The sequence below is a fragment of the Cupriavidus yeoncheonensis genome (assembly GCF_905397275.1).
GTDB lineage: Bacteria > Pseudomonadota > Gammaproteobacteria > Burkholderiales > Burkholderiaceae > Cupriavidus > Cupriavidus yeoncheonensis.
Genome location: NZ_CAJPUY010000029.1, coordinates 17625 through 43704, shown reverse-complemented (window position 1 = coordinate 43704; position 26080 = coordinate 17625). Strand labels below are relative to the sequence as shown.

Annotated in this window: 22 protein-coding genes; all 22 read left to right on the top strand. The window is 66.7% G+C overall.

Features of this window, described 5'->3' with window-relative positions; translation table 11 throughout:
* Positions 1–49 precede the first annotated feature (49 nt).
* The 22 genes from KHO22_RS28590 to KHO22_RS28485 all read left to right on the top strand — a co-directional run bounded on the left by KHO22_RS28590 (position 50) and on the right by KHO22_RS28485 (position 26055).
* The gene (locus KHO22_RS28590) at positions 50–1750 is read left to right on the top strand and encodes a methyl-accepting chemotaxis protein (RefSeq protein ID WP_211950549.1); all 1701 of its coding nucleotides are present in this window, start codon (positions 50–52) and stop codon (positions 1748–1750) included.
* A 110-nt stretch (positions 1751–1860) separates the two neighbouring features.
* The gene (locus KHO22_RS28585) at positions 1861–3843 is read left to right on the top strand and encodes a putative bifunctional diguanylate cyclase/phosphodiesterase (protein ID WP_211950548.1); all 1983 of its coding nucleotides are present in this window, start codon (positions 1861–1863) and stop codon (positions 3841–3843) included.
* A gap of 216 nt (positions 3844–4059) precedes the next feature.
* Entirely contained in the window at positions 4060–4428 is a 369-nt protein-coding gene (locus KHO22_RS28580; protein ID WP_211950547.1) for a response regulator, read from the top strand.
* Between the two features lie 167 nt (positions 4429–4595).
* Positions 4596–5072, top strand: coding sequence for a chemotaxis protein CheW (locus KHO22_RS28575; protein ID WP_211950546.1), 477 nt, complete (start codon positions 4596–4598; stop codon positions 5070–5072).
* A gap of 155 nt (positions 5073–5227) precedes the next feature.
* Positions 5228–6874, top strand: a complete 1647-nt coding sequence (locus KHO22_RS28570; RefSeq protein WP_211950576.1) for a methyl-accepting chemotaxis protein — start codon at positions 5228–5230, stop codon at positions 6872–6874.
* A gap of 48 nt (positions 6875–6922) precedes the next feature.
* Entirely contained in the window at positions 6923–8740 is a 1818-nt protein-coding gene (locus KHO22_RS28565; protein ID WP_211950545.1) for a methyl-accepting chemotaxis protein, read from the top strand.
* A 59-nt stretch (positions 8741–8799) separates the two neighbouring features.
* Positions 8800–9567 (top strand): DUF4088 family protein, encoded by a 768-nt coding sequence (locus KHO22_RS28560; RefSeq protein ID WP_211950544.1) that lies wholly within the window; start codon positions 8800–8802, stop codon positions 9565–9567.
* A 370-nt stretch (positions 9568–9937) separates the two neighbouring features.
* A complete protein-coding gene (gene flhD, locus KHO22_RS28555) occupies positions 9938–10255 on the top strand; it encodes a flagellar transcriptional regulator FlhD (protein ID WP_211950543.1) in 318 nt (105 codons plus the stop codon).
* Positions 10252–10857: a flagellar transcriptional regulator FlhC gene (gene flhC / locus KHO22_RS28550; RefSeq protein ID WP_211950542.1), complete on the top strand. Its 606-nt coding sequence runs from the start codon at positions 10252–10254 to the stop codon at positions 10855–10857. Before flhD ends, flhC begins: the two co-directional genes overlap by 4 nt.
* 121 nt (positions 10858–10978) lie before the next feature.
* The gene (motA, locus tag KHO22_RS28545; RefSeq protein WP_211950541.1) at positions 10979–11842 is read left to right on the top strand and encodes a flagellar motor stator protein MotA; all 864 of its coding nucleotides are present in this window, start codon (positions 10979–10981) and stop codon (positions 11840–11842) included.
* Positions 11843–11860: 18 nt separating this feature from the next.
* On the top strand, positions 11861–12820 hold the full coding sequence (gene motB, locus KHO22_RS28540; RefSeq protein ID WP_211950540.1) for a flagellar motor protein MotB: 960 nt from the start codon (positions 11861–11863) through the stop codon (positions 12818–12820).
* A 61-nt stretch (positions 12821–12881) separates the two neighbouring features.
* On the top strand, positions 12882–14906 hold the full coding sequence (cheA, locus tag KHO22_RS28535; RefSeq protein WP_211950539.1) for a chemotaxis protein CheA: 2025 nt from the start codon (positions 12882–12884) through the stop codon (positions 14904–14906).
* Between the two features lie 28 nt (positions 14907–14934).
* Positions 14935–15429, top strand: a complete 495-nt coding sequence (locus KHO22_RS28530) for a chemotaxis protein CheW (RefSeq protein WP_211950538.1) — start codon at positions 14935–14937, stop codon at positions 15427–15429.
* A gap of 72 nt (positions 15430–15501) precedes the next feature.
* A complete protein-coding gene (locus tag KHO22_RS28525) occupies positions 15502–16410 on the top strand; it encodes a CheR family methyltransferase (RefSeq protein ID WP_211950537.1) in 909 nt (302 codons plus the stop codon).
* On the top strand, positions 16410–17063 hold the full coding sequence (gene cheD, locus KHO22_RS28520) for a chemoreceptor glutamine deamidase CheD (RefSeq protein ID WP_211950536.1): 654 nt from the start codon (positions 16410–16412) through the stop codon (positions 17061–17063). The genes KHO22_RS28525 and cheD overlap by 1 nt, the downstream gene beginning before the upstream one ends.
* A gap of 22 nt (positions 17064–17085) precedes the next feature.
* Positions 17086–18159 (top strand): protein-glutamate methylesterase/protein-glutamine glutaminase, encoded by a 1074-nt coding sequence (locus KHO22_RS28515; RefSeq protein ID WP_211950535.1) that lies wholly within the window; start codon positions 17086–17088, stop codon positions 18157–18159.
* A 70-nt stretch (positions 18160–18229) separates the two neighbouring features.
* Positions 18230–18616, top strand: coding sequence for a chemotaxis response regulator CheY (gene cheY, locus KHO22_RS28510; protein ID WP_211950534.1), 387 nt, complete (start codon positions 18230–18232; stop codon positions 18614–18616).
* A gap of 16 nt (positions 18617–18632) precedes the next feature.
* Positions 18633–19265, top strand: a complete 633-nt coding sequence (gene cheZ / locus KHO22_RS28505; protein WP_211950533.1) for a protein phosphatase CheZ — start codon at positions 18633–18635, stop codon at positions 19263–19265.
* Positions 19266–19582: 317 nt separating this feature from the next.
* A complete protein-coding gene (gene flhB / locus KHO22_RS28500; protein WP_211950532.1) occupies positions 19583–20725 on the top strand; it encodes a flagellar biosynthesis protein FlhB in 1143 nt (380 codons plus the stop codon).
* Complete coding sequence (flhA, locus tag KHO22_RS28495; protein WP_211950531.1) at positions 20722–22803, top strand: flagellar biosynthesis protein FlhA; 2082 nt, start codon at positions 20722–20724, stop codon at positions 22801–22803. The genes flhB and flhA overlap by 4 nt, the downstream gene beginning before the upstream one ends.
* A gap of 10 nt (positions 22804–22813) precedes the next feature.
* Positions 22814–25249, top strand: coding sequence for a flagellar biosynthesis GTPase FlhF (gene flhF, locus KHO22_RS28490; RefSeq protein ID WP_211950530.1), 2436 nt, complete (start codon positions 22814–22816; stop codon positions 25247–25249).
* Positions 25246–26055, top strand: a complete 810-nt coding sequence (locus KHO22_RS28485; protein WP_230427075.1) for a MinD/ParA family ATP-binding protein — start codon at positions 25246–25248, stop codon at positions 26053–26055. The genes flhF and KHO22_RS28485 overlap by 4 nt, the downstream gene beginning before the upstream one ends.
* Positions 26056–26080 lie beyond the last annotated feature (25 nt).

Sequence of the window (26080 nt, the reverse complement as noted above, 5' to 3'; positions counted from 1 at the left end):
TACCGGGACGTGGGGGGTGTCCCGTGGATTGCCTACCGTCGCATTCATCATGTCATTCGAAAATAACATTCAGATCAAGACCCTGGTCAGGGGCGCCATGGCCGCGCTGTCGCTGCTGCTGATTCTTATGGGCGGCGTCGGGCTGCACGGGATTTCGCAAAGCAATGACGCGCTGAAGGAGACCTACTCAAACCAGCTCGCTTCGACGGTGGCGCTGAGCGACGCCATGCTGGCCACCACGCGCATGCGCCTGGCGCTCGACCGCAATGTGATACAGGGCGAGCTGGATGACCCGAAAGTCAACGTCGACCGCTCCAAGGTGTTTGTCGAGGCGGGGGCTTCCGCGTGGAAGCGGTATATGAGCCTGCCGCAGGACGAGCAGGAAAAGGCGCTCGCCGGCGAACTCGAACGCAAGCGCGCCGACTTTATGACAAAGGGGATCGAACCGATGCAGCAGGCGGCCCTGGCCGGAAACAGGGAAGAGGCGGCGCGTCTGGCCAGCAAGGTCATGCCCGAACTGCAGCGCACCATGTCCGCGGCGCACGAGACCCTGCAAAAGTTCCAGATGACGGTCGGCCAGGCCAATTTCGAAGACTCGCAGGCGCGCTTCGCGCGCATCCGCACGCTTTCGATCGTAGTGATCGTCGTCGGACTCGTGCTTGCGGGGCTGTGCACGGCAACGCTGAACCGCGCCATCGTCCGCCCGGTGGAGGAGGCGCTGAAGGTGATGGAGCGGATCGCGCGCGGTGACCTGACCTCCCGCATCACCGCGGTGTCCCGCAACGAGATCGGCCGCATGATGCAAGCGCTGGCCGCCATGCAGGACAGCCTGCACAAGATCGTGTCCGACGTGCGCGTGGGCGCGGATTCCATGGCCTCGGCAACCGAGCAGATCTCCAGCGGCAACCTGGATTTGTCCCAGCGCACCGAGGAACAGGCGTCGTCGCTCGAACAGACCGCGGCGAGCATGGAGGAACTGACCACGGTGGTGCGCCAGAATGCCGACAATGCCCGTCAGGCCGGGGTGCTGGCCGGCGAGGCTTCGCAGATTGCCCTCAAGGGCGGCGATGTGGTGGGCCGCGTGGTCGACACCATGAACGAGATCAATGGGGCGTCACGCAAGGTGGTCGAGATCATCAGCGTGATCGAGGGCATTGCGTTCCAGACGAACATCCTCGCGCTCAATGCCGCCGTCGAAGCGGCCCGCGCGGGCGAGCAGGGCCGAGGGTTCGCGGTGGTGGCCGGCGAGGTGCGCAGCCTGGCGCAGCGCTCGGCGTCGGCAGCCAAGGAGATCGAGGCGCTGATCAGCGAATCCGGCCAGCGCGTCGAAAGCGGTACGCGGCTGGTGGCCGAGGCGGGCCAGACCATGGGCGAGATCGTGCAGGCCGTGCGCCGGGTCACTGACATCATGAACGAGATCGGCGCAGCCTCGCAGGAGCAGACCAGCGGCATCGAGCAGGTGAACCAGGCCGTTACGCAGATGGACCAGGTGACGCAGCAGAATGCCGCGCTGGTGGAAGAGGCCGCGGCGGCGGCCGGCTCGCTCGATGAGCAGGCGCGCAAGCTGAAAAGCGTGGTCTCGGTCTTCAATCTGGGCGGCGCAGCCGGTACAGTCTCGCATCCCGCCGCGCGCGCGCTGCCGGCAGTCCCGCCCAGGCCACGTGCGGCGGCGGCCGTGGCACGGCCGGCCCGGGTGGCCCCTGCGGTTGCCGCAGCGCGTGGATCGGACGACGACTGGAGCGCTTTCTAGCAAGGATGCCGTATCGCCTTGTTCACATCGCGACCGCAAAGTGCCATGATGCGGGGTTTGCCCCGCATCGTCCCGACGTTCGCGCATTCTTCTAATCACAGCGCAATCGCATGATCGCCTTGAGTACCGCCCTTTTGCTGCTGGCCGCCCTGCTCGGCGTGGCCGCCGTTCTCGGCGGTCGCCAGGCACGGCCAGAGGCCGGCGGCGACCGCCGCGTGCGCGCGCTGTCCTGGTCCGCCACGTTGTTGTCGCAGCTGACGGTGGGCTTGCCTTTCGTGGTGGTGCTCAGCTCTGGCGGCGTGCCGGCAGCCAACGAGACGGCGCGGATGGCGGGAGCTTTCGCCGTCGCGGCGGCGGCTACGTCGGCAGGCAAGTTGCTGTTCGGTTGGCTCAGGCAGGGCGCCCGGCTCTGGCGCGGCGCGGCGATCGCCTCGGCGCTGGCAGGCGCGGGGCTGGTGGCCGTAGCCGGCACGCGGCTTGGCAGGGTCTGCGGCGCGGGCTCCATGACCGCGCGGGCCTGCATCGATGCGGCGGGGCTGCCGCATCCGGCCTGGCTGGCAGGTGGGCTGACCGCGCTGTGCCTGTTGATCTTTGTCTTCCATCAGGCGCAGTCACGCGGCTGGATGGCCGGGCCCAGGCGCAATGGGGCCGGCGTTGCCGATGACCTGTCGGACGATGCGGCAGGCGCGCTGCGCGTGGTCGAGTCGCGACAGATCCGGTGTAGCGGCCGCATACCCGGGCGCCTTGTCGTGCGGCCGGGCGCGCGCGGCCAGGGCACCGTGGCCGAGTACAGCGTTGCCACCGCCATGCCGGACCGCGTTGCCTTCGGCCGCTGGCTGGACCAGGCTGTCGCGCAGGCGCGGCTGGCCGAAAGCAGCTGCGCTGTCCTGCTGATCCATGTTGCGGACTTCCGCGAAGTCGATGAAGTCTTCGAAGTGCGCGCCGACGATATCCTGGCGCAGGACGCCGGCGCACTCGCACAGGCCGCGCTGGAGCCGCACGATTTCCTGGCGAGGCTGGCGCGGGACGAATTCGCGGTCGGCGTGCCCGAAATGGTCCACCACGGCCGCGCCCAGGAACTGGGCTCGCGCGTCCTTGGCTCGCTGGCCGAGTTCGTGGCGGCACGCGGCCTGCAGATGCAGATCGGGGTGAACATCGGCATCGCCGTCTATCCGCGCGACGCGCAGACTTCCGAGTCCCTGATGCAGGCGGCCCGCGTGAGCCTGACCGAGGCCAGAGAAAGCGGCTCCAACCAGGTACGGCTGTTCAACAGCGCGGCCGGCGAGCGGGCACGCCGCACCCGCGTGATCCGGCGCGACCTCTGGACAGCGATCCAGGACGACGCGCTGTCGCTGCAGTTCCAGCCCAAGTTCGACGCGCGGCGGCGCATCCTGGTCGGTGCCGAGGCGCTTTGCCGCTGGCGCCACCCGGCGCTTGGCCAGGTCAGCCCGGCCGAGTTCATTGCCGTGGCCGAGCAGTCGAGCCAGATCGACAAGCTGGATGACTGGGTCATCTCGAGCGTATGCCGGCATGTGCGGCAGTGGCAGGACGCCGGGCTGCCGCTGGTGCCGGTGGCCATCAACGTATCGGGCCTGCGCTTCGCCAGCCGCAATTTCCCGCAATACCTGCTCGAGCAGATCCACCAGCACGACATTCCTCCCTCGGCCATCACGCTCGAAATTACCGAGACCGCGGCCATGAAGGACATCGGCAAGTCGCTCGAAACGCTGGCCGAGCTGCAGTCGCTCGGCATCCAGGTGGCGCTGGACGACTTCGGCAGTGGCTATTCCAGCCTCGGCTACCTGAAGCGGCTGCGTGTGGGCACGCTGAAGATCGACCGGACGCTGATCGGCGGCCTCGATGCCGACGCGCAGGGTCGGGCCATTGTCGGCTCCATGGTGGCGCTGGCCCACGAGCTGCGCATGAAGGTAGTGGCCGAAGGCGTGGAATCCTCGTCTCAGCTCGAGATCCTCAACGAGATGGGCTGCGATGAAGTGCAGGGCTTCCTGTTGTCGCTGCCGCTGGACGCGGCGGGATTTGCCGAGGCGCTCGGGCAAAAGGCCGCCGCCAGGGAAGTGCAGGCAGTGCGCTGAGGCGCGGCAGCGCACCGGCCATCCGTGCGGGACACTGCCTTCCTCGTTCTGAAATGGGTTCTAAAGCCCCCGCATCAGCCTGCCGATAATCACTTCGGCAGGCTGCCGGCGCCGAGATGGCGATCCACGCAGTCCGCGCCGGCCTGTCCGCCGCCGGTAGCGCCATGCCCCTGTCGGATCCAGCCGCCATGCGCTTTCGGAGCCCCAATGCCTCCCATGTCAGTCCCCAGCATCCTCGTCGTCGACGATTCGCCGTCCCTGCGCCGCATGATTGCCGCGTGCCTGCGGGCCGGCGGCTACGCGGTGACCGAGGCCGCCGATGGCGACCAGGCGCGCGCGCTGGCCATGGAGACCAGCTTCGACATGCTGCTGACGGACCAGGTCATGCCAGGCATGGACGGATTGACGCTGATCCGCAACCTGCGCGCCACCGAGCGCTATGCGGGCATTCCCATCCTGATGCTGACCACCGAAGCCGACGAGCGCATCCGCGAGCAGGCGCGCGAGGCCGGGGCTTCCGGCTTCCTGCCCAAGCCGTTCGACCCTGACCAACTGATGGCTGCGGTGGCCGCGCTGGGCAACTGAAAGGAAATCCCCCTCTAAGGAAGGGGGTGGATTATCGCGAGTCGCCCTTCAGGCACTCGCCGCACTGCCGTAAATATCAGGGGACAAAGTGAAAGTCCCCGTGCCGCTGCCGCCTGCATGCTGCCGGCGGGCACCAGTAATCAGAAGCCAACCGGGGGCAAGCAACGATGAAGCATATCGACAAGGTGGAAGGCGCCGGCGAAGAATTCCTGACCTTTACGCTCGGCCGCGAGGAATACGGCGTTGACATCCTGAAGGTCCAGGAGATCCGCGGCTACGAGTCCGTGACGCAGCTTGCCAATGCGCCGGACTACATCAAGGGCGTGATCAACCTGCGCGGCAAGATCGTCCCGATCATCGACCTGCGCATCAAGTTCCGCCAGGACAAAGTCAGCTACGACCAGTACACCGTCGTGATCATCGTCGACCTGAGCGACCGCACCACCGGCATCGTCGTCGATGGCGTGTCCGACGTGCTGACGCTCGCGCCCGGCCAGATCAGGCCCACGCCGCATTTCACCAGCGAGCTTGCGACCGACTATATCCGTGGTCTGGGCTCGGTCGACACGCGCATGCTGATCCTGGTGAACATCGAGAAGCTCCTCAACACCGAAGAGCTCGCCGCGCTCGAAGCGCTGTCCTGAGCCCGCCGAGGCCCTGATTACTGCGGCCGCGGGCCCCAAGCCCGCCCGGCCCGGCCAGTGCAACCGGCACGTACCACGTGCCGACGCCCCCAAACCGCTTTGAGTTGTGCCGCTGTCGTAGCCGCAGTGCCCGAAGCAAGCCGTCAATGTCATACATGCGAAACAACCAACCGGTCACGCAAAACGAATACACGCTTTCTCCTGACGACTATCTGATCTCGCGCACGGACCTGAAGGGCCGCATCACCTTTGCCAACCGCACATTCGTCGAGGCGAGTGGCTTCAGCGCGCAGGAATTGCTGGGCGCGCCGCACAATCTCGTGCGTCATCCCGATATGCCGCCGGAGGCGTTTGCCGACCTCTGGCAGAACATCGAGGCCGGGCGCTCGTGGGCGGGCGTGGTCAAGAACCGGCGCAAGAATGGCGACTACTACTGGGTCAGCGCGACGGTCACGCCGACCCATATCGATGGCCGGCTGGCGGGCTACACCTCGGTGCGTTCGATGGCGACGCGCGAGCAGATCGAGGCCGCCAGCGCCGCCTATGCACGCTTTCGCGAAGGGCGCGCGAACGGCCTTGCCATTCGAGAAGGCGCCGTGGTGCGCACCGGCCTGGCCGGTTTCATCGGCCGCGCCACGCGCCTGAACCTGCGGCGGCGCATCCTGTGGTCGCAAGCCGGCGGCCTGGTCTGGTTCCTGGCCGCGTTGCTGGCCGCCGAAACCTTCGGCGGCGCCGTCGTCGCCTCCGTACGCCCGTGGTTGTGGGGTGGCTTCGCGCTGGCCGTGGCTACTGCCTTTGTCACCGGCACGATGCTGCTGTCGCGCGTGCATCGTCCGGTGAGCGAGATGCTCGACTTTGCGTTGCGCATGGGCGCGGGCGATCTCACGACCAGTTTCGAACACCGCGCGGGCGATGAAGTCGGCGCGCTCGCGCAGGCCATGCAGACCATGCAGCGCAGCCTGCTGTCGGTCGTGCATGAGATCCAGGACGGCATGGCCAGCATTTCGTCGGCAACGCATCAGGTGGCCGCGGGCAACAACGACCTGTCGCAGCGCACGGAGCAGCAGGCGGCGTCGCTGGAAGAGACGGCATCGAGCATGGAGGAACTGACCAGCACGGTGCGCCAGAACGCGGACAACGCGCGGCAGGCGAGCGGCCTGGCGGCGAATGCGTCGGAGACCGCGGTGCGCGGCGGCGAGGTGGTCGGGCGCGTGGTGAACACGATGGAAGAGATCAACGAAGCGTCGCGCAAGATCGTCGACATCATCGGCGTGATCGAAGGCATTGCGTTCCAGACCAATATCCTGGCGCTGAACGCGGCGGTGGAAGCCGCGCGAGCCGGCGAGCAGGGCCGTGGCTTCGCGGTGGTGGCGGGCGAGGTGCGCAGCCTGGCGCAGCGCAGCGCGAACGCGGCCAAGGAGATCAAGGGCCTGATCGGCGACACGGTGGCGCGCGTGGACAACGGCACGGCGCTGGTGGGCCAGGCGGGCACGACGATGGACGAGATCGTGCAGGCAGTCAGGCGCGTGACCGACATCATGGGCGAGATCAGCGCGGCGTCGGCGGAACAGAGTTCGGGCATCGAGCAGGTGAACCAGGCCGTGGCGCAGATGGACGAGGTGACGCAGCAGAACGCGGCACTGGTGGAGCAGGCCGCGGCCGCAGCCGGTGCGCTCGAAGAGCAGGCCGGGCGCATGCGCGACGCGGTCGCTACATTCCGCGTCAGCATGCAGGCGGAGGTGCGTCCGCAACGGCCGCGCCGCGCTGACATGGCGCAGGCACCAGCCCTGGCGCAGACCTGAGACTGGCAGCCGGGCGTACCGGATCATTTGTTTTAAGGGGGAGTTTCTATGCATTGGTTCAATCAACTGCGGGTCACGACCAGGCTGGTTGGCGGGTTCCTGGTGGTCGCCGTGATCGGCGCCTTCATGGGGCTGCTTGGCGTCGTCAACATGGGGAGCATGGCCGACTGGACAGGCAAGATCTATCACAACGACTTGCAGGCGCTGAAGGCCGTGCAGGACGCCAATATCAACCTTGTCTATGCCAGCCGCGCGCAGATCGCGCTGCTGTCGGCATCGACCATGGGCGAACGCACCATAGAGAAAGAGCAGATCGCCAAGTCGCTCGCGACCATGGAGGAGCGCATCAAGCAGGTGGCCGGCATGTTCGAGCAACCGGAGGACCAGGCGCTAGTCAAGCAATACCAGGCCCTCGCGCCGGCGTTTCGCGAACGCGTGAGCAAGTACACCGAGCTGGTCAGCAAGCAGCCGCTCGATACCTCGCAGTTCGAAAGCACCGTCTTCAGCGAAAGCGCCGACCTGCTCAAGGACAGCCACGCGCTCGAAGAGGTCATGGCCAAGATGGTGAAGCGCCGCGATGACCGCGCGCGCAACAACATGGAAGAGGCGCGCAGCGTGTACACCAGCACCCGCCTGTGGATGCTCGGCCTCGTGCTTGGCGGCCTGGCGCTGTCGGTGCTGCTCGGCGCATTCCTGGCCCGCGCACTGTCGCGCCAGCTCGGCGGCGAGCCCGGCTATGCCGTGGCCATTGCCTCGCGCATTGCCGAAGGCGATTTCTCCGCCGAGGTGAAGACGCGCGCCGGTGACCGCGACAGCCTGGTCCACGCGATGAAGCAGATGCAGCAGCAGCTCTCCGGCATGGTGCGCGACTTCAAGGAGTCGGCGGAATCCATCGCCACGGCGTCGCGCGAGATCGCCGCGGGCAACAACGACCTGTCGCAGCGCACGGAGCAGCAGGCGGCGTCGCTGGAAGAGACGGCATCGAGCATGGAGGAACTGACCAGCACGGTGCGCCAGAACGCGGACAACGCGCGGCAGGCGAGCGGCCTGGCGGCGAATGCGTCGGAGACCGCGGTGCGCGGCGGCGAGGTGGTCGGGCGCGTGGTGAACACGATGGAAGAGATCAACGAAGCGTCGCGCAAGATCGTCGACATCATCGGCGTGATCGAAGGCATTGCGTTCCAGACCAATATCCTGGCGCTGAACGCGGCGGTGGAAGCCGCGCGAGCCGGCGAGCAGGGCCGTGGCTTCGCGGTGGTGGCGGGCGAGGTGCGCAGCCTGGCGCAGCGCAGCGCGAACGCGGCCAAGGAGATCAAGGGCCTGATCGGCGACACGGTGGCGCGCGTGGACAACGGCACGGCGCTGGTGGGCCAGGCGGGCACGACGATGGACGAGATCGTGCAGGCAGTCAGGCGCGTGACCGACATCATGGGCGAGATCAGCGCGGCGTCGGCGGAACAGAGTTCGGGCATCGAGCAGGTGAACCAGGCGGTGGCGCAGATGGACGAGGTGACGCAGCAGAACGCGGCACTGGTGGAGCAGGCCGCGGCCGCAGCAGGCTCGCTCCAGGACCAGGCCGGCCGCCTGCAGACGGTGGTTGCCACATTCCGCCTGGCGGCGGACGGCACGCCTGCGGCGGCCCGCTTCGAGCCTACCCCTTCTGTCCGGACTGCCGTGCGGCCGTCCGGCAAGGCCAGGCCGCAACCTGCGCGCAAGCTTGCCAGGACCGGCAAGGTGGCGCCGGAAGCCGCTCCGGTGCCCGATGCCGCCAGTGAACCGGTGACCCAGCCGGCCACGACCGTCCGCGCGGCGCCGCGCCCGGCCGCGCTTGCCGCTGCGGATAACGGGGACTGGAGCGCGTTCTGAGCCCCGGCGGGCGGCAACCTGTTCCATTGGGTTGCCGCCCGCCCTTTGCCTTCGATGCCATGAATACCAATATCACCCTGGCCTTGTCGCCAGATGACGTGGCGAGGCTGCGCCGGGAGTTCGTCGATTTCGTCAGCCTGTCGACGGACTTCGACAAGGACTTCCTGCCGCCCGAGTTCAATGACTTCCTGCGGGCCCGGCTGCTCCAGCACGATGGTCCGTTGACCGAACGCGCGGTCATGCGGCTGCTGGCCAGCGGCGAATATGGCTGGGCGCGCAAGGTGTTCGACAAGCAGCTGCCCAATGCCCTCTCGTCGCTCATGCGAGATGCGCGGCGATTCGGCTTCGGGCTGGCCGTACAGTCGGACTGGACCCCGCAACAGCGCTTCGAACATGCACGTGAATGGGCGGCGCAGGTGCTGGCCGAATGCGGTGCCGATGCCGCGTTCACCGATGCGCTCGCTTCCCAGGTTGCCGCCTCGGCGGAAGATGTCAGGGTGCTGGAAGAGCGCATGCGCACGCCGGCATGGGTGCTGGCGGAAAGCCTGCGGCAGCGCGCCTATGACCTGATGTATGCCTTGCAGACCGAGGAAAACGAGACCCTGGGGCGCTCGCGCGTCGGAGAGTTGCGGGCCACGCTGACGCTGGCGCTGCAGTACGGATCGGTCCAGCTCGAAGAAGCCAACCGCGTACTCGAGCAGGCCGCGCGGGCGCGACCCCACCTGTTCCAGGAAGCGCCCGATGACGTCTTCGCCCGACTGGCCGCGTGGCTGAGGCGACTGTTCAGTTCGTCAAATTCGGGTTCGTCAATAGTGGAATCCCGGTAGGCGGTTCGAAGTCGGCGATTGCAATGACTTAAGCGTTGCAGTGTTGTGTTACATCAAATGTTGCACGCCCGATTTGTTACAAAATTCGGCCAGCCATGTATCTTTCGTACGACATTGGGGTTTCCCCCGCGTAAGTGGGGATTGGCATTGCGGGCAGATTGCCGATATAAACGTAACAGTTTCACTTACACTCTGTAACACTTGTAACGAGTCGGTACGAAGTTGTAGATGGGACCGGGCTGAAGTTCCTTTTGTCGTACGTAGTACCCGTCTGATACGCATGTAAACGATCTGGTCGCCGACAGCCCTCTACTGGGATGCCGGTAAGCGCCGGACAAGCGCGAGGCGGGTTTTTGGTAGCGGGGAAAAATTGGAAAGCAGTGAAGTTCTCCAGGAGATCAGGGAGGTTAACCTCGCCTATCTGCTGCTCGCGCAACGCTTGGTGCGGGAAAACCAGGTGGAAGCCATGTTCAGGCTTGGTGTCAGCAAGGAAATCGCCGACATTCTCGCCAAGCTGACGTCGGCGCAACTCGTGAAGCTCGCGGCATCGAACATGGTGCTGTGCAGGTTCCGCTTTGACGACCACGCGCTTCTGTCCACCCTTACCCATACGGCCAAGAGCCACGACATGCAGCAGATGCACGCTGCGATCCTTCTTGCCCGTCAGCCTGTGGAGTCGCTCAATTGACCGCGCTCCTGCAGGCCCCTTCGGCGCGCAGCGTTGCCTCCGCGTCGGTTCCCAGCCGCAAGAGCGTACTCCAGGATGCCAACCAGACCCAGCTCGCGATCGAGCTGATCGGGCTGGGTGCGCGCCTGCAGGTGCTTGAGGCCGAGACCACCCTCTCGCGCGACCGGTTGATCCGCCTCTACAAGGAGCTGCGGGGCGTTTCACCGCCCAAGGGCATGCTCCCGTTCTCGACCGACTGGTTCACGACCTGGCTGCCGAATATCCATTCGTCGGTGTTCTTCTCCGCGTACCAGTTCATGGTGCAGGAAGGCGAGACCGTGGGCATCCGTGCCGTGGTTGCTGCATACCGGCTGTATCTCGAGCATGTTTCGCTGCTCGGCGGCGAAATTGTCTTAAGTTTCACCCGTGCCTGGACGTTAGTACGGTTCTTCGAGAGCAATATGCTGCAGCTTTCCGGTTGCACGTGTTGCGGTGGAAAGTTCGTCACGCACGCCTATGAGCCGCACGCGAATTTCGTGTGCAGCCTGTGCCGTCCGCCATCGCGTGCCGGGAAGGTGAAGAAGCCCTCGAAGAACGCCGCCGCCTTGCAGACCGAAGCCTGATCCTGGTTGAGGTCCGCCTGGCTGGCAAGCTGCGCAGCACTGGCGGACCGGATGTCCCAGTCCGCCCTGTGCAACGGGCAATCGTGCGTGAAAGACGCGCTTTTTTGACGGGGATCCGATCGTGCTAGTAGTTCTTGGCTATATCGTCGTGGTAGCGGCGGTGCTTGGCGGTTATGCCATGACCGGCGGCCACATGGGCGCGCTATATCAACCGGCGGAGCTTGTGATCATCGGTGGCGCTGCCGCCGGTGCCTTCATCGCCACCAATACCACCAAGGCCCTCAAGGCAACGATGAAAGCGTTGCCGGGTCTGTTCAAGAGTTCCAAGTACAAGAAGGAACTGTACCTGGACGTCATGTCGCTGCTGTACGTGCTGCTGTCCAAGGCGCGCCGCGAAGGCATCCTGTTCCTCGAAAAGGAAATTGCCGATCCGGCCGCGAGCAGCGTGTTCAGCCAGTATCCGCGCATCCTGACCGACCCCGTCGTGATGGAGTTCCTGACGGACTACCTGCGCATGATGGTCAACGGCAATATGAATGCGTTCGAGATCGAGGCCCTGATGGACCACGAGATCGAAACCTTCCGCCACGAGGCCGAGATTCCCGCTCATGCACTGTCGCGCGTCGGCGACGCGCTGCCGGCCTTCGGCATCGTGGCCGCGGTGATGGGCGTGGTGCACGCGCTGGCTTCGGCTGACCTGCCGCCGGCCGAACTCGGCGCCCTGATTGCCCACGCCATGGTCGGTACGTTCCTGGGCATCCTGCTGGCCTACGGCTTTGTTTCGCCGCTGGCATCGCGCATCGAGCTGCAGGTGTCGGAGAACGTCAAGGTCTACGAATGCATCAAGGTGGTCCTGCTGGCCTCGCTCAACGGTTACGCGCCGCTGGTGGCCGTGGAGTTCGGCCGCAAGGTGCTCTACTCCACGGTGCGGCCGTCGTTCCTGGAGCTGGACGACCACGTCCGCGAAGTCAAAAGCCTGAGCTGATCCTGCGGAGCCACCGTCATGAGCAGCGCAAACGATATGCGTCCGATCATCGTCCGCAGGGCGAAGTCGCACGCCAGGCCGCACGGCAACCATAGCTGGAAGATCGCCTACGCCGACTTCATGACGGCGATGATGGCGCTTTTCCTGGTGCTGTGGCTGCTGTCCAGCGCCAACAAGAAGACCCTCGAAGGGATTGCCGAGTACTTCCGCATGCCGCTGAAGGTGGCTGTTGTCGGCGGTGAGAAAAGCAGCCAGTCGCCCAGCGTGATTCCGGGCGGCGGCCTCGACGTGATGCGCAAGGACGGCGAAGTCGCGCGCGCGCACGACAACGACCCGTCCGCCGAACAGCGCCGCAACGAATACCAGGAGGCGCAGCGCCTGCGCGCGTTGAAGAACCGGCTTGAGGAGATCATCGAGAACAACCCGATGCTCAAGCAGTTCCGCCCGCAACTGCTGCTCGACATCACCAGCGAAGGCCTGCGCATCCAGATCCTCGATACGCAGAACCGTCCGATGTTCCGTACCGGCCGCGCAGAGGTCGAGACGTATATGCGCGCCATCCTGCGCGAGATCGGCCCGGTGCTCAACGAACTGCCCAACAAGGTCAGCCTGTCCGGCCATACGGACGCCGCCAACTATTCCAACGGCGAGCGCACCTACAGCAACTGGGAACTGTCCAGCGACCGTGCCAACGCCTCGCGCCGCGAGCTGATTGCCGGTGGCATGCAGGAAGGCAAGGTGCTGCGCGTGCTGGGGCTGGCGGCCACCATGCCGCTGGACAAGGGCGACCTGCTGGCACCGGTGAACCGGCGCATCAGCATCGTGGTGCTGAACCACAAGGCCCAGGCCAGGTTCGAGGCGGAGAACGCCAGCGCAGCGGAAGTCACGGTGCAGGCGCAGGCCGGCAAGGCTGCGGGCGCGATGCAGGAAGGCTTGGCCGCATCCGCGCCGGCGGCGCCGAAGGCAAGGACAGAATGATGCATGGCCGCCGTGCGCGGCGGCCGTGCTTAGCGCAGTAACTTAGTGAGTCAGGACGCCAATGTCTGTCGATATCGATATCACACAGTTTTACCAGACCTTCTTTGAAGAAGCGGAAGAGCTGCTCGTTGAAATGGAGCAGCTGCTGCTTGGCCTGGACATCGAGTCGCCCGACCCGGAAGACCTCAACGCGATCTTCCGTGCCGCGCACTCCATCAAGGGCGGCGCGGCGACCTTCGGGTTCGCGGCACTGACCGAAACCACGCACATCTTCGAGAACCTGCTGGACCGTACGCGCCGCCAGGAACTGGCATTGTCCAGGACCATCATCGACACCTTTCTGGAAACCAAGGACGTGTTGCAAGATCAGCTCAACGCCTACCGAAACGGCACCGAACCCGATCCGGAAACGCTGGCGCGCATCTGCGCCGTGCTGCAGCAGCTTGCCCAGGAGGCGAACGGCGCGGCCGCACCGGCTTCTGCGCCGGCAGCCGCGCCGGCACCCGCGGCAGCCCCTGCTCCGGGCGGTGGCCTGAAGGTCCGGCTGATCAAGGTGTCCGCCGCCGACCAGGCGCTGCTGCGCGAAGAGCTTGCCAACCTGGGCGAGATCACCGGCCAGCAGGAAGAGAACGGCGAACTGGTGATCTGGCTGAACAGCCAGTGCGACGCTGACGACATCATCGCCGTCTGCTGTTTCGTGATCGATACCGACCAGATCGTGGTCGAGGCAGCCGGCGCCTCCGCCCCGGCCCCTGAGCCGGCAGCAGTAGCGCCTGCCGCAGCACCGGCACCGGCACCGGCTCCCGCACAAGCTCCAGCCGTGCCGGCAGCACCCGCGCCGGCCGCACCCGCGGCCAGGGAAAAGGCCAAGCCGGCAGCAGCGGCCGCGCACAGCCAGGAATCCGGGTCGATCCGCGTGCCGACCGAAAAGGTCGACCAGATCATCAACCTGGTGGGCGAACTGGTGATTACCCAGTCGATGCTGGCGCAGACTGCGTCCTCGCTCGACCCGGTGCTGTTCGACCGCCTGTTCTCCGGCATGGGCCAGCTCGAGCGCAATGCACGCGACCTGCAGGAGTCCGTGATGTCCATCCGCATGATGCCGATGGACTATGTGTTCTCGCGCTTCCCGCGCCTGGTGCGCGACCTCGCTGGCAAGCTCGGCAAGCAGATCGACCTGGTGACGTTCGGCAAGGCGACCGAGCTGGACAAGAGCCTGATCGAACGCATCATCGACCCGCTGACCCACCTGGTGCGCAACAGCCTGGACCACGGCATCGAGACGCCGGACAAGCGCGTGGCCGCGGGCAAGGACCCGACCGGCCAGCTGATCCTGTCCGCGCAGCACCACGGCGGCAACATCGTGATCGAGGTGAGTGACGACGGCGGCGGCCTGAACCGCGAGCGCATCCTGGCCAAGGCGATCCAGAACGGCCTGCCCGTGTCCGAGAACATCAGCGACGAAGAGGTCTGGCAACTGATCTTCGCGCCGGGCTTCTCGACGGCCGAAGTGGTCACCGACGTATCGGGCCGCGGCGTCGGCATGGACGTGGTCAAGCGCAACATCCAGGAAATGGGCGGCCACGTGGAGATCAGCTGCCGTCCGGGCCTGGGCACCACCATCCGCATCGTGCTGCCGCTGACGCTGGCGATCCTCGACGGCATGTCGGTCAAGGTCGGCGAGGAAACCTTCATCCTGCCGCTGAACTGCGTGATGGAGTCGCTGCAGCCGAAGTCCGAGGACATCCATACCGCGGCCAACGCGGACCGCGTCATGCACGTGCGCGGCGAGTACCTGCCGCTGCTGGAGATGCACCGCGTCTTCAACGTGGCCGACGCGCTGCAGGAGCCGACCCAGGGCATCGCCGTGATCCTGCAGGCCGAAGGCAAGCGCTTCGCGCTGCTGGTGGACCAGCTCATCGGCCAGCACCAGGTCGTGCTGAAGAACCTGGAAACCAACTACCGCAAGGTGCCATGCATTTCCGCCGCCACCATCCTCGGCGACGGCAGCGTGGCGCTGATCGTCGATGTCGGCGCGCTGCAGCGCACCGGCGTGCGCCGGCAGGAACCGGCGCTGGCGCAGTAATCGTCCAACCAAAGGAGAACTAGACATCATGGCCGGCATCGGACAGATCGATACCCCCGGAAGCGAAGCTTCGGGCCAGGAGTTCCTGGTCTTCACGCTGGGGACGGAAGAATATGGCATCGACATCCTCAAGGTGCAGGAGATCCGCAGCTATGAGACTGTGACGCGCATTTCCAGCGCCCCGGACTTCATGAAGGGCGTGACCAACCTGCGCGGCGTGATCGTGCCCATCGTCGACCTGCGGCTGAAGTTCCGCCTGGGCAACGTGCGCTACGACCACCAGACCGTGGTGATCATCCTGAACGTGGCGGGCCGCGTGGTGGGCATCGTCGTGGACGGCGTGTCCGACGTGCTCACGCTGACCGGCGATGCCATCAAGCCGGCGCCGGAGTTCGGCGTGTCGGTGTCCACCGAGCACCTGACGGGGCTGGCCACGGTCGAGGGCCGCATGCTGGTGCTGATCGATATCGAGCGCCTGATCACCAGCCCGGAGATGGAACTGATCGAAGCCGAGGCGGCCTGACCGGCGCCCCTGGCGCAGCGATCCGCAGCCTCCAGCATTACCAAGCATCACCAAGCATTGCCACGCGAACCCATGACGCCCAACCGTACCGCCGCCAGCCGTGCCCAAGGCGCGACCGCCGCCACTGCGGCGGCAGCCGCCCTGCGCGACGAGTCGCGCGATTTCCTGTTGACGGAGCGCGACTTCGAGAAGATCCGCGCACTGATTCATCGGCGTGCGGGCATTTCGCTGGGCAGCCACAAGCGTGAAATGGTGTACTCGCGCCTCGCGCGGCGCCTGCGCGCGCTGCAACTGGCCGACTTCGCCAGCTATCTTGCCATCCTGGACGCGGACGACGCGTCGCCGGAGTGGGAGTACTTCACCAACTCGCTCACCACCAACCTGACGTCGTTCTTCCGCGAGGCCCATCACTTCCCCTTGCTGGCCGAGCACGCCAAGAAGACCGGCAGGCCATACCACGTCTGGTGCTGCGCGGCCTCGACGGGGGAGGAACCATACTCGATCGCGATCACGCTGGCCGAGGCGCTCGGCGACCGCGCGGCGACGGTGCTGGCCACCGATATCGACACGCAGGTACTGGCCAAGGCGCGTGCCGGCGTGTATTCGGAAGAGCAGGTCGCGCGCCTCTCGCAAGAGCGGCTCAAGCGCTTCTTCCTGAAAGGCACCGGCCAGCGCGCCGGCTCGGTCAAGGTCAAGCCGGACCTGGCATCCGCCATCACGTTCGAGCCGCTCAACCTGCTCGCGCCCGATTGGGGCATCCGCGAACGCTTCGACGTGATCTTCTGCCGCAACGTGATGATCTACTTCGACAAGCCGACGCAGGGCCGCATCCTGGAACGCTTCGCGCCCTTGCTCAAGCCGGGCGGCCTGCTGTTTGCCGGCCACTCGGAGAATTTCTCGTACGTCACGCGCGCGTTCCAGTTGCGCGGCCAGACCGTTTACGAACTGGCGTCGGACGCCGCCCGCGCAGGAAGGCCCTGATGCGTACGCCCCACCTTCCTGAAGCCATTGCCACGCGCAAGTACTTCGACCGCGAGTTCGATCGCCAGGCGATCAAGCTGCTGCCGAACGAGTACTACGTGACCGGCGAGGACGTGGTGCTGACCACCGTGCTCGGCTCGTGCGTGGCCGCGTGCATTCGCGACGAGAAGGCCGGCGTGGGTGGCATGAACCATTTCATGCTGCCCGATGACGAGGGCGGTAACGCGGACCGCATGCTGTCCGCGTCGATGCGCTATGGCTGCTACGCGCTGGAAGTGCTGATCAACGAACTGCTCAAGATGGGCGCACGGCGCGAGCGGCTGGAGGCCAAGGTCTTCGGCGGTGGCGCAGTGCTTGCCAACATGACGACGCTGAACATCGGCGACCGCAACGCGGATTTCGTGTTGCGCTACCTGAAGACGGAAGAAATCCGCGTGGCCGCGCAGGACCTGCGCGGCCCGCATGCGCGGCGCGTGAGCTATTTCCCGGTCACCGGCCTCGCGCTGGTACGCCGCCTGACGCGCCAGGACGACCAGGTGTCGGTCGAACGCGACGAGCGCGCGCTGGCGCGTGCCATCGCCACGTCCGGCACGGCACCGGCACGCGGCGGAGAGCTCTTTGCGCGCGCCCTGGCGACGCGTGCATCCTCCTGAACGAACAGAAAGCAGAACGACTATGACTGCCGCCAAGATCAAGGTGCTGTGCGTGGATGATTCCGCGCTGATCCGCAGCCTGATGACGGAGATCATCAACAGCCAGCCCGACATGGAAGTGGTCGGGACGGCGCCGGATCCGCTCGTGGCGCGTGAGATGATCAAGCGCCTGAACCCCGACGTGCTCACGCTCGACGTGGAAATGCCGCGCATGGACGGGCTGGACTTCCTGGAGCGGCTGATGCGGCTGCGCCCGATGCCGGTGCTGATGGTCTCATCGCTGACCGAGCGTGGTTCCGAGATCACCATGCGCGCGCTGGAGCTGGGCGCGGTGGACTTCGTCACCAAGCCGAAGCTGGGCATCCGCGACGGCCTGATGGATTACACCGACACCATCGCGGACAAGATCCGCGCCGCGTCGCGCGCACGCGTGCGCCAGGCACATGTGCCCGAGACCGGCACGGCCGCCGCCGCGCCGATCCTGCGCAGCCCGCTGCTGTCGACCGAGAAGCTGATCATCCTGGGTGCGTCCACGGGCGGCACCGAGGCGATCAAGGATTTCCTGATGCCACTGCCGCCGGACAGCCCGGCCGTGCTGATCGTGCAGCATATGCCGGCCGGCTTTACGCGTTCGTTCGCGCAGCGCCTTGACGGTCTGTGCCGCATTACGGTGAAGGAAGCCGTGCACGGCGAACGCGTGCTGCCTGGCTATGCCTACATCGCGCCTGGCGATTCGCACCTGCGCCTGGCACGCAGCGGAGCCAACTACGTGGCCCACCTGTCGCAGGAAGCGCCGGTCAACCGCCATCGCCCCTCCGTGGACGTGCTGTTCGACTCGGCCGCCGAACACGGCGGCAAGAACGTGATCGGGGTGATCCTGACCGGCATGGGCAAGGATGGCGCCAAGGGCATGCTGCGGATGCGCGAAGCCGGCGCCTACAACCTGGCGCAGGATGAGAGTACCTGCATCGTGTTTGGCATGCCGAAGGAGGCGATCGCCGCCGGCGGCGTGCATGAAGTGGTGCCCTTGCACGCAATGACCCAGCGCGTGATGGCGCGGCTGGCCACCTACGGGACCCGCGCGCAACGGGTCTGAGAGAACGGGTCCGAGGCCGGGCCCGGCAAACGAACGACATTCCACAACTGCATCTACCGGAGCCTTAAAAGTGGACAAGAGCATCAAGATCCTCGTGGTCGACGACTTCCCGACCATGCGTCGGATCATCCGCAACCTGCTCAAGGAGCTGGGCTTCAACAACGTCGAGGAAGCCGAGGACGGCGCCGCCGGACTGGAGAAGGCCAAGGACGGCAGCTTCCAGTTCGTGATCTCCGACTGGAACATGCCCAATATGGACGGCCTGAGCATGCTGCAGGCGATCCGCGCCGACGCGAGTATCGGCAAGACGCCCGTGCTGATGGTGACGGCCGAGGCCAAGAAGGAAAACATCATTGCCGCGGCCCAGGCCGGCGCCAACGGCTATGTGGTCAAGCCGTTCACCGCCGCTACGCTGGACGAGAAGATCACCAAGATCTTCGAGAAGCTGGGCGGCTGAAACCAGGGAACGTCCCATGACCCCGACTATTCCGAACGATTCCGCCGAGCAGCTGATCCTCCGCATCGGCAACCTGACGCGGATGCTGCGCGACAATATGCGCGAGCTCGGCCTCGACAAGGAAATCGAGCGCGCCGCCCAGGCCATACCCGATGCACGCGACCGCCTGAAATACGTCGCGGCCATGACCGAGCAGGCGGCGGAACGCACGCTTAACGCCGTGGAGCTGGCACAGCCGATCCAGGCCGACATCGAGCAACAGGCCGAAGCCCTCGACAAGCGCTGGGACGCCTGGTTCGAAACCCCGGTGGAGCTGGGCGATGCCCGCACGCTGGTGCTCGACACGCGCGCTTTCCTGACCGAGGTGCCGAAGCAGGCCCGTGCCACCGGCAGCCATCTGCTGGACATCATGATGGCGCAGGACTTCCAGGACCTGACCGGCCAGGTCATCAAGAAGATGATGGACATGATCCGCACGCTCGAGCATGAACTGCTCCAGGTGCTGATCGAGAACGTGCCGAGCGAGCGCCGCACGGAGGTGCAGGCCGCTACGCTGCTCAACGGTCCGCAGATCAGTCCGGAGGGCAAGGCGGACGTGGTGTCCGACCAGTCCCAGGTTGACGACCTGCTGGCCAGCCTCGGCTTCTGATCGGCGCCGGGCCTGGCACGCTGCTAATTTTCCCCCCTCTCCCACGCGTGGGAGAGGGGGGCGGCGCGGTCACCCCGCGGCATTCTCCACCGCCACACGTGCCGCGCGGCGCCGTTCCTCCGGTGCCGCCCGCTCCATTTCCGGACTAAAGTCGGCGCCGCCGGGTGCCGTTAACTCCCTGCCGGTGCTCATTTTCCAAACAGCAGCGAAATCCCCCGCCTTTTCTTCTGAATGCCCGCTCGGGCACGCTTCGATAATCCTCGCTGACCCATGGCGGCTATTGCGTGCCGCCCTGGCCGTCCTGTCACGGAGCGTGGATGTCCGAAGAAAGCGATCTCGAGAAGACCGAACCCGCCTCACCCCGGCGCCTGGAAAAGGCGCGCGAGGAGGGGCAGGTCGTTCGCTCGCGCGAGCTCGCCACGTTCATCATGCTGATGACCGGCGTCGCCGGCCTGTGGTCGCTCGGCAGCGTGCTGGGCCGCACGCTGGATACCGTCATGCGGCAGTCACTGCGCTTCGAGCCCGCCACCGCGTTCGATACCTCGCGCATGCTGTCGCGCTTCGCGAGCGTCGTCTGGGAAAGCCTGCTCGCATTCCTGCCGTTGCTGCTGCTGTTCGGCGTAGCCGCCCTGGCGGCGCCGCTGCTGACCGGAGGCTGGACCTTCTCCACCAAGGTACTGGCGCCTGACTTTGGCCGCATGTCGCCGCTCTCGGGCCTGGGCCGGATGTTTTCCGTGCACTCGCTGGCGGAGCTGTTCAAGGCCATCGCCAAGTCCTTGCTGGTCGGCAGTGTCGGTGCCTGGGTCGTGTGGCACCGGCTGCCCGATGCCATCGCGCTGATGAACGCGCCGGTCCAGGAGGCACTGCTGCACATGCTGGACATGGTCCTGCACTGCTGCCTGGCGGTGGTGCTGTCGCTGCTGGTCGTGGCCGCCATCGACGTGCCGTGGCAGTTCTGGGAGCACTTCAAGAAGCTGCGCATGAGCAAGGAAGAGGTCAAGCAGGAATTCAAGGAAAGCGAAGGCGACCCCCAGATCAAGGGCCGTATCCGCCAGCAGCAGCGTGCCATGGCGCGGCGCCGGATGATGGCGGAAGTGCCCAAGGCCGACGTGGTGGTGACCAACCCCACGCACTTTGCCGTGGCGCTGCGCTACGAGGAAGGCCGCATGGGCGCGCCGCGCGTGGTGGCCAAGGGTACCGACGAAGTCGCCGCGCGCATCCGCGCACTGGCGGCCGAACACCGCATTCCGCTGATGTCCGCGCCGCCGCTGGCGCGCGCGCTGCACCGCCACGTGGAACTGAACCAGGAAATCCCGGCCGGCCTCTATACCGCCGTCGCTGAAGTCCTGGCCTGGGTCTATCAACTGAAACACTGGCACTACTCGCAGGGTCCGCAGCCGTCGGCGCCTGTCGATCTCATGGTGCCGGATGAACTTGCCGTTCCGGAAAGCCGCGCATGAACGCTTTGAACTCGCTGTTGAAACTGCCGGGCCTGCGCCATGCCGCCCAGGTGAAGGCAATGACCGGGCCGCTGCTGATCATCATGATCCTCGGCATGATGGTCCTGCCGCTGCCGGCGTTCGTGCTGGACCTGCTGTTCACGTTCAATATCGCGCTGGCCATCATGGTGCTCATGGTCAGCATGTATACGCAGAAGCCGCTCGATTTCGCGGCGTTTCCGGCGGTGCTGCTGTTCACCACGCTGCTGCGCCTGTCGCTCAATGTGGCGTCGACGCGAGTCGTGCTGATGGAAGGCCATACCGGTCCGGACGCCGCCGGCAAGGTCATCGAGGCGTTCGGCCACTTCCTGGTCGGTGGCAACTTCGCTGTCGGCATCGTGGTGTTCGCGATCCTGGTGGTGATCAACTTCATGGTGATCACCAAGGGCGCGGGCCGGATTGCAGAGGTGGGCGCGCGCTTCATGCTGGATTCCATGCCCGGCAAGCAGATGTCGATCGACGCCGACCTGAACGCCGGCCTGATCAATGAAGAGCAGGCCAAGAAGCGCCGCGCCGAAGTCGCGCAGGAGTCGGACTTCTACGGCGCCATGGACGGTGCCAGCAAGTTCGTGCGCGGCGATGCCGTGGCGGGCCTGCTGATCATGTTCATCAATGTCGCCGCCGGCATGGTGGTGGGCATGGTCCAGCACGACCTGGACTTCGGCACCGCCGTGCACAACTACACGCTGCTGACCATCGGCGACGGCCTGGTCGCGCAGATTCCGGCACTGGTGATCTCGACCGCCGCCGGCGTGATCGTATCGCGCGTGTCGAACGAGCAGGACGTGGGCGAGCAGCTCACCGGCCAGCTCTTTGCCAACCCGCGCGTGCTGTACCTGACCGCCGGCATCATCGGCATGATGGGCATCATCCCCGGCATGCCGCACATCGCCTTCCTGCTGCTGGCCGGCGGCATGTTCTGGCTCGGGCGCCATCTGGCGCGCCGGGCGGTCACTGCGGAGCAGACCAAGCAGCGCGAAGAGCGCGCGCCCGCGGCTGCCCAGGAATCGACCGAAGCGAGCTGGGACGACGTCACGCTGGTGGATCCGCTCGGCATGGAAGTGGGCTATCGCCTGATCACGCTGGTGGACCGCGCGCAGGATGGCGAACTGCTCGGCCGCATCAAGAGCATCCGCAAGAAAGTGGCGCAGGAGATCGGCTTCCTGGTGCCGGTCGTACATATCCGCGACAACCTGGAGCTCAAGCCCAATGCGTACCGCATTACGCTCAAGGGCGTCGAGATCGGGCGTGGCGAAGCCATGCCGGGCCAGTGGATGGCGATCAACCCGGGGCAGGTCAGTGGCACGCTGCCGGGCGCGGTGACGAAGGATCCCGCGTTCGGCTTGCAGGCCGTCTGGATCGACGCAGGCATGAAGGAGCAGGCGCAGGCCTATGGCTACACCGTGGTGGACGCCAGCACCGTGGTCGCCACGCACCTGAACCACCTGATCCATATGCACGCCGCCGAGCTGCTCGGCCGCCAGGAAGTGCAGTTGCTGCTCGATCGCATCGCCAAGGAAGCGCCGAAGCTGACCGAAGATCTGGTGCCCAAGGCGATCTCGCTCACGGCGCTGCAGAAGATCCTGCAGAACCTGCTGGACGAAGGCGTGCCCATCCGCGACATGCGCACCATCCTCGACGTGATCGCCGAGCACGCCCCGAAGATCAGCGATCCGAACGAGCTGACCTCGCTGGTGCGCCAGTCGCTGGGCCGGGCCATCACGCAGCAGCTGTTCCCCAATGGCGCGGACCTGCAGGTGATCGGGCTCGATGCCGGCCTGGAACGCGTGCTGTCGCAGGCGCTGACTAATGGCGGCGGCATCGAGCCGGGACTGGCCGATGCACTGTTGCAGCAGACCCAGGGTGCGGTCGGCCGGCAGGAGCAGATGGGCCTGGATCCGGTGCTGCTGGTGCCGTCGCAGCTGCGCCCGCTGATGGCGCGCTTCCTGCGGCGGACCATGCCGCAGCTGAGGGTGTTGTCCCATGCCGAAGTGCCGGACAACCGCAATATCCGTATTACCGCAATGATCGGTGCGTGAGGAACGCAAGATGAGCGTAGCGAAATTCGTCGCGGCCAACGGCCGTGAAGCCATGCGCAAGGTGCGCGAAGCCATGGGTCCCGACGCCGTGGTGCTGTCCAACCGCACCATCGATGGCGGCGTGGAGATCGTCGCCATGCGCGATACCGATCTCAGCGCCACATCGGCCGGCGCGCAGGTCTACGTGGCGCCGCAGCCCGTCGTGGCGGCGCCCGAGCCGGCTGCCATCGGCGACCTGCGCGGCGAGTTGCAGTCCATGCGTGCGCTGCTTGAACGCCAGCTGGCGGGGCTGGCTCCGGCCGCGGCCACTGGCGCGGTGGCCGCGGGCGACCCGCTGCGCGAATCGCTGTTCGGATGGATGGTCGGGGCCGGCTTCTCGGCGCAGCTCGCGCGCACGCTGCTGGCGAGGCTGCCGGTAGGCTGCGATCGCCCGGCCGCCATGACGTGGATTCGCGCCGAGCTCGCCAGCAAGGTGCCCGTGCTCGGCAACGAAGACGCGCTGTTCGACCAGGGGGGCGTGCTCGCGCTGATCGGACCCACCGGCGTGGGCAAGACCACCACGACGGCCAAGCTTGCGGCGCGCTACGTGCTGCGCCACGGCCCCGAGCGCCTGGCGCTGCTGACCACCGACAGCTTCCGTATCGGTGCGCATGAGCAGTTGCGCATCTACGGCGACATCCTGGGCGTACCCGTGCACGCGGTGAAGGATGCCGCCGACCTGCGCTTCGCGCTGGCGGCGATGAAGGACAAGCACCTGGTGATCATCGATACCGTTGGCATGAGCCAGCGCGACCGCAACCTGTCCGAGCAGATCGCCATGCTGGCGGGCGTGCAGGCGCCGGTACAGCGCGTGCTGCTGCTCAACGGCGCCAGCCACGGCGACACCCTCAACGAAGTGGTGCATGCCTACCGCCATGACGCCGTCCCGGAAGGCGGCGGCGTCGATGGCTGCATCATCAGCAAGCTGGATGAAGCCACGCACCTGGGCTCCGTGCTGGACGTGGTGATCCGCCACCGCCTGCCCGTGTTCTACGTGTCCACCGGACAACGTGTGCCGGAGCACCTCGAACTCGCGCATGGCGCCGCGATGGTCGAGCGCGCCTTCCTCACGCCGCGCCGCGGTTCGGTGTTTGCCGATGCCGACGCTGCGCGCAGGCAGGCCGGAAGTCTGGAGGACGCGCCGGCCCGCCAGGGCGGCGCCGACGATGTGCTGCGTTCGCTGACCGACAGCGCGGACGCGCTCGGCCAGTGCGTGAGCGAGCTCAATGCCGCGCAGCATGGTTTTGACCTGGCACGCCAGCTTTGGCAGCAGCGCGCCGCCGATGCGCCCACGCTGCGGCCGATGGCGCAGCAGGTGCGCGAGGCCGCCTGCCGCGACCTGAACCGCGAATGCGACCAGTTCGTGCTGTCGCTGGCCGCCACGCTGCAGGTGCCGGTGCCCGGCCGCCGTGCGCCACAGTCGATGCTGCATACGCTCTGGCTTGGCGATCGCACCGGCATGCCGCTGGCCGCCACGGTCACCCCGGCCGGTCGTGCCGGCCAGGCCATGGGCGAAGCCGACGCCGAAGCCGCCACGCTGCGCGCGACGCTTGGCGCGGCCCGGCCTGTCGTCCATCTGGTCGATGCGCTGCCAGCGGGCGCTACGCTGGCGCGCTGGCAGCAGTCCGGCGAACGCTGGGTGGCTGCCGCGCGCAAGACGGTGCGCGTGATCTGCGGTGGCGCGGCCTGGAAGCTGGATGCCCTGGCGGAGACGCTGACCTTTCACGCCGTGGGCGAGGTCCCGGTGCGCGGCCGCGAAGCCGTACAGTGGCTCGCAACGACCGATGTACGCGTGCCGGAAGGTCCCGTTCGCGGCCGCGGCGCGCCCGAGGGCGGCATCGACGCCCACCTCGTGATCGCAAGGACGGTCGACTACGCCTCGGGCGAACTGCTCGATACGAGATACCTGTTGTGCGATCCGCAACTGTCCGGCCACGCCGCGCAGGCCGCGCGCTGGTCGTTGTGGGCTGACGGCGCGGAAGTCCAGTTCCGCACGCTGCGCCATGCGCTGGACCATTTCGCACAGGACGGCGAAGGCGCCAGCGCCGCGGGCGGCGGCCTTGCCGCACTCCAGCTTGGGCTGACCGCGCTGCGCCTGGAACATTCGCCGACGGCTACTGCGCCGGCCTTCCTGGCTCGCCTGGCAGGCCGGGCCGGTACGCGCCAGCCGGGTAGTGCCGCGGTGGCCGGTCCGGTGCTGAATGAAGGCATGGGCCGGCTGCTGGCCCTGCTGGACGTGCTGGAAAACTATCCGGGCCGCCAGTCGGACGACACGCCCGATAGCGCAGATGCCGTCGAAGGCAACGATACCGCCGTTGCCGCCGGTGCCGCGCAATCCGCCGAGGCTGCACCGGCCGGTTCGTTGGCTGGCCTGCCCCAGCTCATGGCGCCGGGAGTCACGCTGTGAGCACGCTGGCGGTGGACCAGGCCGAGAGCCTGCGACGCATGCTGGCGCCGCGCGTCACGCGCCGGATCGCCGTGGTGGCCAGTGAACCGGGGGCCGGGGCGACCACCATTGCCTCAGGCCTGGCGCATGCCTTGTCCATGCAAGGCGAACGCGTGCTGCTCGTCGACGAGGACACGGCAGGCCATGCCGTGCGGCTGTCCGGCGCGGAACCCGCAGGCACGCTTGCCGACGTGCAGGCAGGCCGCCTGACGCTGGAGGCGGCGCTCGGCGCGCGCCCGGCCGGTGCCGTAGCGGTATTGCCGGCTGGCCCGGCACGGCCGCGCGGCGCGCAATCCCCGGATTCGCTGTCCGGCTTTCGCAGCGTGCTGCTGGATGCCGTGACGGACGCCGACGGCGCGCTCTCCGCGCTGGCCGGCGCCGCACACAACGTGCTGGTCGTGATGCGCCCGGAACCGGCCTCGATCACCGCGGCCTATGCCTGCATCAAGCGCCTGCACCATCTGTACGCCTGCAGGCATTTCCACCTGTTGGTCAACATGGCGGCCAGCGAGGCCGCGGTGCTGGCCATTGCCGGAAACCTGGCGCGCACCGCGCGGCAGTACCTGGGCGTCGAGATCAGCAGCGCTGGCTGGCTGCCCGCCGATCCGCTGGTTGCCCGCAGCGTGCAGCTCGGGCGCTGTGTGGTGGAGGCCTACCCGGCTGCGCCAGCCACGATTGCCTTGCGCCAGGCCGCCAGTGGCATTGGCGCATGGCCGCTGCGCGCGGAGCCGGCCGCACCGGCTGCGCAGGCCGCCGTGGCAGCGTGAGCCCATGACCGTTCGCAACCGACAA